At 58.8% G+C, this 8,312-nt stretch carries 5 protein-coding genes; 1 reads left to right on the forward strand and 4 read right to left on the reverse strand.

What is annotated here, in order from left to right:
• Positions 1-120: 120 nt before the first annotated feature.
• The 4 genes from BM059_RS20790 to BM059_RS20805 all read right to left on the reverse strand — a co-directional run bounded on the left by BM059_RS20790 (position 121) and on the right by BM059_RS20805 (position 7,775).
• A complete protein-coding gene (locus tag BM059_RS20790) occupies positions 121-696 on the reverse strand; it encodes a DUF6436 domain-containing protein (protein ID WP_074941189.1) in 576 nt (191 codons plus the stop codon).
• A complete protein-coding gene (locus BM059_RS20795; RefSeq protein ID WP_061243263.1) occupies positions 693-962 on the reverse strand; it encodes a hypothetical protein in 270 nt (89 codons plus the stop codon). The genes BM059_RS20790 and BM059_RS20795 overlap by 4 nt, the downstream gene beginning before the upstream one ends.
• A 99-nt stretch (positions 963-1,061) precedes the next feature.
• Positions 1,062-5,078: an ATP-dependent RNA helicase HrpA gene (hrpA, locus tag BM059_RS20800; protein WP_074941190.1), complete on the reverse strand. Its 4,017-nt coding sequence runs from the start codon at positions 5,076-5,078 to the stop codon at positions 1,062-1,064.
• 219 nt (positions 5,079-5,297) lie between these two features.
• A complete protein-coding gene (locus tag BM059_RS20805; RefSeq protein ID WP_074941191.1) occupies positions 5,298-7,775 on the reverse strand; it encodes a hypothetical protein in 2,478 nt (825 codons plus the stop codon).
• A 271-nt stretch (positions 7,776-8,046) separates the two neighbouring features.
• Here BM059_RS20805 and BM059_RS20810 point away from each other — a divergent pair.
• Positions 8,047-8,312, forward strand: a 266-nt coding sequence (locus BM059_RS20810; RefSeq protein WP_139220777.1) for a transposase, incomplete at its 3' end; no start/stop codon positions are given.

An 8,312-nucleotide genomic window follows, 5' to 3' on the forward strand; every position in this document is an offset into this window, starting at 1 on the left:
TTCAGCCGCGATAGCTTCACCTAACCCACACGCAACCCGGCACGATTCGATGTGTGCCCCGGATTGCATCCGGGCTACGCAATGGCGGTCGGCAAAGGGTCTGAGGGAGGTGCTGCGCCACTACTTCCAGGCGCAATAACAGCCCACCGCCAACCCGCTAGCCAGGGACACATGGCGCCCCTGGGTCAGCGCATCGAGTACCGGCTCGACGAAGCTGTTGCTGGAGTTGCACACCAGCCCTTCGCTGTAAGGGCCGGCATAGGCCAGCTTGCCGTCGTGATCCCAGATCGCCAGGGCCGGGCTGGCCGGCAGCGACTCCATGCCCTCGATGCCCGGCAAAGGCTTCATCCGCCCGCGCAGGAACGGCGCGATCTCGCCCTTGCTGCCGGGTTTCTGCACGCTGTAGAACTCGACATCGGCATTGCGGTGCAGGCCGATCAGGTAGCGCAGGTGCGCGTCGGTTTCCCCGTTGCAGGGGCAGTCAGGGTCCCAGAAATGCACCACGCGAATCGGGCCTGGGCCAGCCAACTCAGGCGGCAGCTTCAGCTCGCCCTGCCCGAAGATCACCGTCTGCTCGGCGTAGGGGCGCAAATACGCCGCGCCGCTGAGCCACCAGATCAATACGATTGCCGCCAACACCACGGCAAAGAAGCCCAGCACAAAGTGCTTGAGCGTCAGGCGGCTCAACACATTCATGGTTTTTCGCCGAACTTGCGCAGGAACTGCTTTTCCATTTCCTGGCAACTTTCCACGGTGAAGGCACGCTCACTGTCTGCGCCCTTGGTGCGCTCCCAGCAGGCTGCGATGGCCGCGCGCTCACCCGCTTCAATCTCGCCACCCTGCGGGCGAGTGACGAAGTAGATAAAACCAGCAACCAACGAAATGACAAACAGCAGCCCCAACACAAACAGCCCTAGGCAGCCACTGCGGCTCAGCCCAGCGTTTTCATCTTTTGCGCTCATGTCTCACTTCAACCTTCACAGTGGAACCCACTTCGAATCGGGCGCCAGGCGCCCTACGCTGCCGCGCCGGCCCGGGCAGTGAAGCCCAGGCCACGCCAATCACGCATCAACCAGCGTCCACTGCTTGCTCAGGCGCTTGTCCGATACCGCCATCTTGGTGCCCAGTTGCTGGGCGAACAGCGACACGCGGTATTCCTCCAGCATCCAGCGATACAGCGTGAGCTGCGGGTCACGCTTGCCTTCCTGGGCATGTTTGGCAGCACGCGCCTTGTACTGTTCCCAGTAGCCTGTGATTTCGCCCGTCCATACGCGGTCACGCTGTACCTGCGCCCCGACCTTGTCCAGACGCTGCTCGATGGCCTTCAGATAACGCGGGATTTCCTTGAGCCACTCGCCCGGCGTCTCGCGCACGAAGCCGGCATACACCAGGCCCGTGAGCTGCTGCTTGATGTCGTTGAGCGCCATGGCCTGGGCCAGGTCGATCTTGCCCTTGAAGCGCTTCTGCAGGCCATGGTGTAGCTTGAGAACCTCCAGCACCAGACGGGCAATGCGCTCGGCATGCGCCGTCCAGTCGCCGCGCCTGCGCTCGGCCAGTTGCGCCAGGGCCGCACCGTCACGCGGCAGCGTCGCTTCGCCATCAAGGATGCAGACATCCAGACTGGCCAGCAGAATGTCCTCGACCAGCGCCTCGACGCGGCCGATATCGCGATACAGCAGACCCAGCTCGGTCAGCCCCGGCAGCTTGCCGCGCAGAAACTTCGCCTGCTCGGCCAGTTGCTGCAACAGCAAACGCTGCAATGCACGGCGGTGCTGGAAGTCGGCCTCGGCCTGGGTCGGGAAGCGCCCTTCCTTGACCACCCCGCCCTCTTCCACCAACGCTGGATAAACCGTCATGGAAAGCCCGGCGATCTTCTGCTGAGTCTTTTCTGCCACCTCAGCGAAAGCCTTGGCCTCCACTGCTTTCGGCTTGTCGCTCTGCTGCGGGATGGCCAAGGCAGCCTGGCTGGCCTCGGCGAAACGCGCGGTCAGTTCGACCAAGTCGCGGCCTTCACCGAGGAACTTGCCACGGGCATCGACCACCTCGATGTTCATCTTCAGGTGGTTTTCCAGGCTTTCAGCCGCTTCCGCCCAGGCCTCGTCAGACACCCGCGCGCCGGTCATGCGCAGCAGCTCATGCCCCAGCGCCTGCGGCAACGAACCCTGGCCAAACACCAGCTTGTCCAGCGCCGCGCCGACGAAGTCCGGCACCGGCACGAAGTTCTTGCGCAGCGCCTTGGGCAGGCCGCGCACCAGGGCGATGCACTTGGCCTCCAGAAGGCCCGGCACCAACCACTCAAGGCGCTCGGGCTGCAGTTGCGGCAACAGCGGCGCCGGCACGCGCAGGGTCACGCCGTCACGCGGATGATTGGGCTCAAAGTGATAGCTCAGCGGCAGTTGCAGCTCACCGATGCGCAAGGTGTCCGGGTACTGCGCGGCAGTGACTTCCTTGGCATCGCGGGCCAGGGCGTCTTCCTCGCGCATGATCAGCAGTTGCGCGTCGGCGGCGCTGCCCTTTTTGTACCAGCTCTCGAAACTCGCGGCCTGGTAGATGTCCTGCGGGATGCGCGCCTCGTAGTAGCCGAACAGGGTTTCCTCGTCGGCGAGAATGTCGCGGCGGCGCGACTTGGCCTCCAGCTCGTCGAGACGTTCGAGCAACTGGCGATTGGCGGTCAGGCAGCGCACACGGCTGTTGATCTCGCCACGTACCAGGCCCTCGCGAATGAACATCTCGCGCGAAACCGGCGGGTCGATGGGGCCGTAATGCACCGGGCGGCGACCGACGATGATCATGCCGTACAGGGTGACCTGCTCGTACGCCACCACCTGGCCGCGCTTCTTCTCCCAGTGCGGTTCCAGGTGGTTCTTCTTCACCAGATGCGCGGCCAGCGGCTCGATCCAGTCCGGCTCGATCTTCGCCACCATACGGGCGAACAGCTTGGTGGTTTCCACCAGCTCGGCGGCCATGATCCAGTTGGGCTTCTTGCGCCCGATCACGCTGGACGGGTGAATCCAGAAGCGCCGCTGACGCGCGCCGAGGTAGTCGCCCTCCTCGGTCTTCTGTCCGATCTGGCTGAGCAGACCAGCGAGAATCGCCTTGTGCACGGCGGCGTAGTTCTTCGCTCGCACTGCCGCCTCGCTGGCCTCGGCCTGCTGGCGGGCGATGGCGTTGACGCGGGTGTCCTTGGTCGGCTGCGGCGTGTTAGCTGTTTGCTCGCCCTGCGCGTCTGAACGGCTCTGCCCGCCCTTGCCCATCAGCTGCAGATCACGGGCGATCAGCACCAGTTGCCGGTGCGCATCACGCCATTCGCGCAGGCGCATGTAGTTGAGGAAGTTCTTCTTGCACCAGGTGCGCAGCGGGTTGCTGCCCAGCTCCTGGCGTTTTTCCTCGAAGCCGCGCCACAAGTTGATCAACGCGGCGAAGTCGGAGTCCACATCCTTCCACTGCGCGTGCGCCTGGTCGGCGGCCTGCTGGCGATCCATCGGTCGTTCGCGCGGGTCCTGCACCGACAGCGCGGCAGCGACGATAAGGATTTCCTCCAGGCTGCCCTGCTTGGCGCCTTCCAGCACCATGCGCCCCAGACGCGGGTCGATGGGCAGGCGCGCCAACTGGCGGCCAATGGGCGTGAGCTGGCTTTCGCGGTTGACCGCCGACAGCTCCTGCAACAGGTTGAAGCCGTCGCTGATGGCTTTGCCGTCTGGCGGCTCGATAAAGGGGAAGTCCTCGATGCTGCCCAGGCGCAGGTGCAGCATCTGCAGGATCACCGCCGCCAGGTTGGTACGCAGAATCTCCGGGTCGGTAAATTCCGGGCGCCCGAGAAAATCCTCCTCGCTGTACAAACGAATGCAGATACCCGGCTCGACCCGCCCGCAACGGCCCTTGCGCTGGTTGGCGCTGGCCTGCGACACCGGCTCGATGGGCAGGCGCTGTACCTTGGCGCGGTAGCTGTAGCGGCTGATGCGTGCGGTGCCGCTGTCGATCACGTAACGGATGCCCGGCACGGTCAGCGAGGTTTCCGCGACGTTGGTGGCCAGCACGATCTTGCGCCCCGGCATGGGCGCGAAAATCTTCTGCTGCTCGGCCGGCGTCAGCCGCGCGTACAGCGGCAGCACCTCGGTCAGGCGCAAATTGGCCTTGCGCAGCACCTCGGCCGCCTCGCGAATCTCGCGCTCGCCGGGCAGGAACACCAGCACATCGCCAGGGCGCTTGCCCACGCTGCGCTCGTGCTCGGCGATCTCGTCCATCGCGGCGAGAATGCCCTGGTCGATGGACAGGTCATCGAGCAGACGCTCACCCTCCTCGTCCACCTCCGCCGCCAGCGGGCGGTACCAGGTTTCCACCGGGTAGGTGCGACCGGAAACCTCGATAATCGGCGCATCGTTGAAGTGCTTGGAAAAGCGCTCCAGATCGATGGTCGCCGAGGTGATGATCAGCTTGAGATCCGGGCGACGCGGCAGCAGGGTCTTCAGGTAACCGAGCAGAAAGTCGATGTTGAGGCTGCGCTCGTGCGCCTCGTCGACGATGATGGTGTCGTACTTTTCCAGAAAGCGGTCGTGCTGGGTCTCGGCGAGCAGGATGCCGTCGGTCATCAACTTGATCAGCGTGCCGTCCTTGCTCTGATCCTCGAAGCGCACCTGATAGCCGACCAACTCGCCCAGCGGCGTACCGATTTCCTCGGCCACCCGAGTCGCCACACTGCGCGCTGCCAAGCGGCGCGGCTGGGTGTGGCCGATCAGCCCATGCACGCCCCGACCGATCTCCAGGCAGATCTTCGGCAACTGCGTGGTCTTGCCCGAACCGGTCTCACCAGCGATCACCACCACCTGGCTCTTCTCCAGCGCGGCCTTGATCTCGTCGCGCTTAGCGGCAATCGGCAACGCATCGTCGTAGCGCATGGTGGGGATGCTGCTGCGACGCGCCGCCACCTTGTCGCTGGACGCCTGGAAACGCTCCAGCCACTGCGCCAGCTTGGCCTCATCGGGCTGCTTCTGCAGCTCATGCAACTGCCTGCGCAAGCGATGGCGCTCGGCTATCATCACGTGGTCGAGGTTGTTCTGCAGCGTGGCGAGGTCAGTCATCTGGATCGGAGCAATCAGGGCAAAGGCGGGATTGTCGCAGATTACGCCCTAAGCCGTGCAGACCAGGCATCGAAGGAAGATGCGCGAGTATGCGTAATGGAGCGGCGGATTTCGGCCAAAAGCGGAAATACGAATCAGAGTTCAAACCGACTAAGGATTGCCTTCGCGGAAGCGAAGGGCTAGGCCACAATTTGGCGTGACTGCCATCGACTCCATCAATCACCTAGCTCGCTTGCTCCCACCTGGTAAGCCCGGAGTTAGATGCCTAGCAACGGTTTGGAAAGTTTCTCCCTGACTGCTTAGCAATGCAGCGAAATCAAAGTAGTTGATCGTGAAGTTAGCGGCATACCATTGGCTTTCGAGGTAGTCCTTAAACGCCGCTGTTTTCTTGTACCTGTCGGAGATAGCAAAAGATGCTGCAAATTTTGAAACCTCTTCCCGAGTGGCCTCATCAAAAATCGGAGTATCAGTGGACATGGCGTCAAGGAAGGCGAACGAACCTGCCCAATACCTTATGTGATAAATCCCGATAGACGTTGCCCTGTAATAAAAGCTCTCAGGGTCTTCGCTATCCTGGACGTGAATCTCCCTGTAGTGACCATGCGGTGTTTCAATGAGTCTGCGCTTTGCCAGCCCTTTCAGTGACTTCGCAATTTGGTCGCTGATGAAACCTTGAGTTGTGACCTCAGCACTGATTATCTTCCCGCTGACGAAGCCATCATTGTCAGCCACTCCTTGGCTTGAAGCCAGATAGGCGACAATCAACGATGCTAGAAAGTGCTCACGGGGATCGGCCGCGCTCTGAATATCAAAAAGGTTGCAGGCGACAAAAGACGACTGTGCGTTGAAATATGCATATTCACCCAGCAGAGCGTGCTTGGTGAACTCGTGCAACGGTATTCGATAATTTCCTCGTTCTTCCTCAATCTTGACGATCTTCTGCGAGTCAACGTTGGGGCTCCCAAAAAAGCCAGTGATTAGCTCGATCACCGAGCGGGTATTGCCACCGGTTACGTTGCTGAGAAACGTTTTGATCTGATCGTTTGCCCGTATCGAGCGGAGCGTGACATTTAAAAAAGACACAACGCTAGTCAGGTGTACCCTGATGTCAGTCAAGGTCGCCGGAGCAACGCTGCCTTCTGCAACACGGCCAGCAAATATAAGACGTTTCTGCACTACCTCATCAGCGGGTGGCGGAGAAATCGTCAATACTTTGTTTTGATATCCGGAAAGTGCACCCGTCGTCTTCGAAAGAAAAAATGTACTCGGTCGTAGAGCCACAAAAACAAGCAGATTGCGCGTCGCGGCGAATTCCTGCGCGATTAGGAATGTTTCCTGCTGAATTTCGAATGACCGCTGATCTGCATTATCGAGGACCAGAATTATCTGTTTTCCCCGCCCTCTTGATAAATGACCCAGCGATGCGCGCAGATGCATATCCGCTTTTTTGGTCAAGTCGATCAGAAAGCTGGCTCGCTCATCGTCATATTTAGCACGGTTTGTTTCCTTAAGTCGGCCCGAGGTAGTTTTATCGAAGTCAAGTAAATCACGATGATAAATAGACTCAACAAAGGACGCTTCGTAGATATCTAAGGCATAACGTTCTTTCAGGGTACGCGGTATCTCTGATAGCAAAAAGTCTTTGACCGAAGAGCTGAGTGTCGCCTTAATCCCCAGATTGAGGTTCAAAAAATACGTCTGAGCCCGCTCTGATATGCTTAGGCTTTCGTAGAGGTTTTCAAAAAATGAGGTCTTGCCGACCCCGACATCGCCGATAATTACGATCGGTCTTGATCCCGCCGCAGCTACTGACGGGTCGCTGAATTGCAGGTTGCCTCCATCCACAACTGCTATTTCGTCAAAGGCGGAAGGCGCGACTCCAACTTCTCCTGCACGCCGGTAACGGGCCTGGATAGCTTTCTTGCTAAGCAGCAGATGGCGGTTGTTCGCTTCCAGCTTGATGTAGCATTCTTTATAAAAGTCTGCCTTCAGCTCTGGGTTATCCTCAATTTCTTCAAGCAAGAGCGACGATAAAGATCGCAAGTTCTCCTGAAACTGATTTCGGTACCTGTATTTGAGAGGTTCAGGTATCACCGTCGATGCTTTTGGCGGAATCCGTGGATGACGATGGTGTGCCAACTCACGATAGGCTCGGTTTTCGGCAATACCTTCCGGGGACATCAGTTTCCAGAGCATCGCGAAATTCGCTACATAGGAATCGAATCCGTTGAAAATATAGCACTCGCCATCCAATGGTTGGTAACCAGGAGATATCGCTTGAAAGATAGCCAACTGCGGCCCGTTGCATACGATCGCTATGGATGCACCACTGATCGCACAATAGGGGATTACTTGCTTGACCGCACCTTCGAATGTTTTTGAAGCGAGAATTAAGGAGGGCATCTTGCGTAGCAGGTTGCCGCCAATCGAAGGGAAATCAAAATAAGCCGCTTCGCGTTTAGCCTCTAGTATAGCTTTCGCTGGGTTTCCAAAAATGTAGTCTGCACGACCACCCAGCTCGTCAGTTTTCTCAACATAGACATTCGGGTGAGCCCACCCGAGGCACTCGAAGATCAACCTATCAATAAACTGAAATCTGTTCTGTGCTTCGCTCCAGTGGGGGCTGTCAGCTGGAAGCTCTGCAAGGATTCGTTGTAGATTTTCCAATCCTTCAGACATTTCAATAAGAGCCTGCATAAAGCCTCCTTGCTATGGAAAGTCAAGCTCCGATCATATAGGCCCGTCGATACGTTTCAAGAGAAATTATGCCCCCCTCTTCAAGTGTTTCTGTCCTAAAGTGCGACGGCTTGGGTCGATCTTGTGCTTGTGACAATCGCTGCACGCCAGGTGCGGCAGCTATCGAATCGACTCAGTCTTTTGCGACTGACCGCTTTTGGCCCAGAGTGTGTAAAAACGCCCGGACATACCCTTGCTATGATTTCTGAGAATTTCATCGCAAGGGAAGCCCATGAAACGGTTTATCCAGGGTGAGCACCGAGGGCAAAGCACCTTACTTCCCGAGAGCCTCGATGACTACGTCAGCGATACCAACCCGGTACGGGTGGTTGATGTCTTCGTCGATGAACTCGACTTGGCCACGCTGGGTTTTGACGGCGTCATTCCAGCCGAAACCGGCAGACCTGCGTACCACCCTGCGATCCTGCTGAAGATCTATATCTACGGCTATCTCAACCGCATCCAATCGAGTCGACGTCTTGAGCGAGAAGCCCAGCG

Source organism: Ectopseudomonas composti, assembly GCF_900115475.1.
Taxonomy (GTDB): domain Bacteria; phylum Pseudomonadota; class Gammaproteobacteria; order Pseudomonadales; family Pseudomonadaceae; genus Aquipseudomonas; species Aquipseudomonas composti.

What these genes read in the sequence shown, in the direction of transcription:
- BM059_RS20790 (WP_074941189.1), bottom strand. Translation starts at nt 696, where the DNA reads ATGAATGTGTTGAGCCGCCTGACGCTCAAGCACTTTGTGCTGGGCTTC.
- BM059_RS20795 (WP_061243263.1), bottom strand. Translation starts at nt 962, where the DNA reads ATGAGCGCAAAAGATGAAAACGCTGGGCTGAGCCGCAGTGGCTGCCTA.
- hrpA (WP_074941190.1), bottom strand. Translation starts at nt 5,078, where the DNA reads ATGACTGACCTCGCCACGCTGCAGAACAACCTCGACCACGTGATGATA.
- BM059_RS20805 (WP_074941191.1), bottom strand. Translation starts at nt 7,775, where the DNA reads ATGCAGGCTCTTATTGAAATGTCTGAAGGATTGGAAAATCTACAACGA.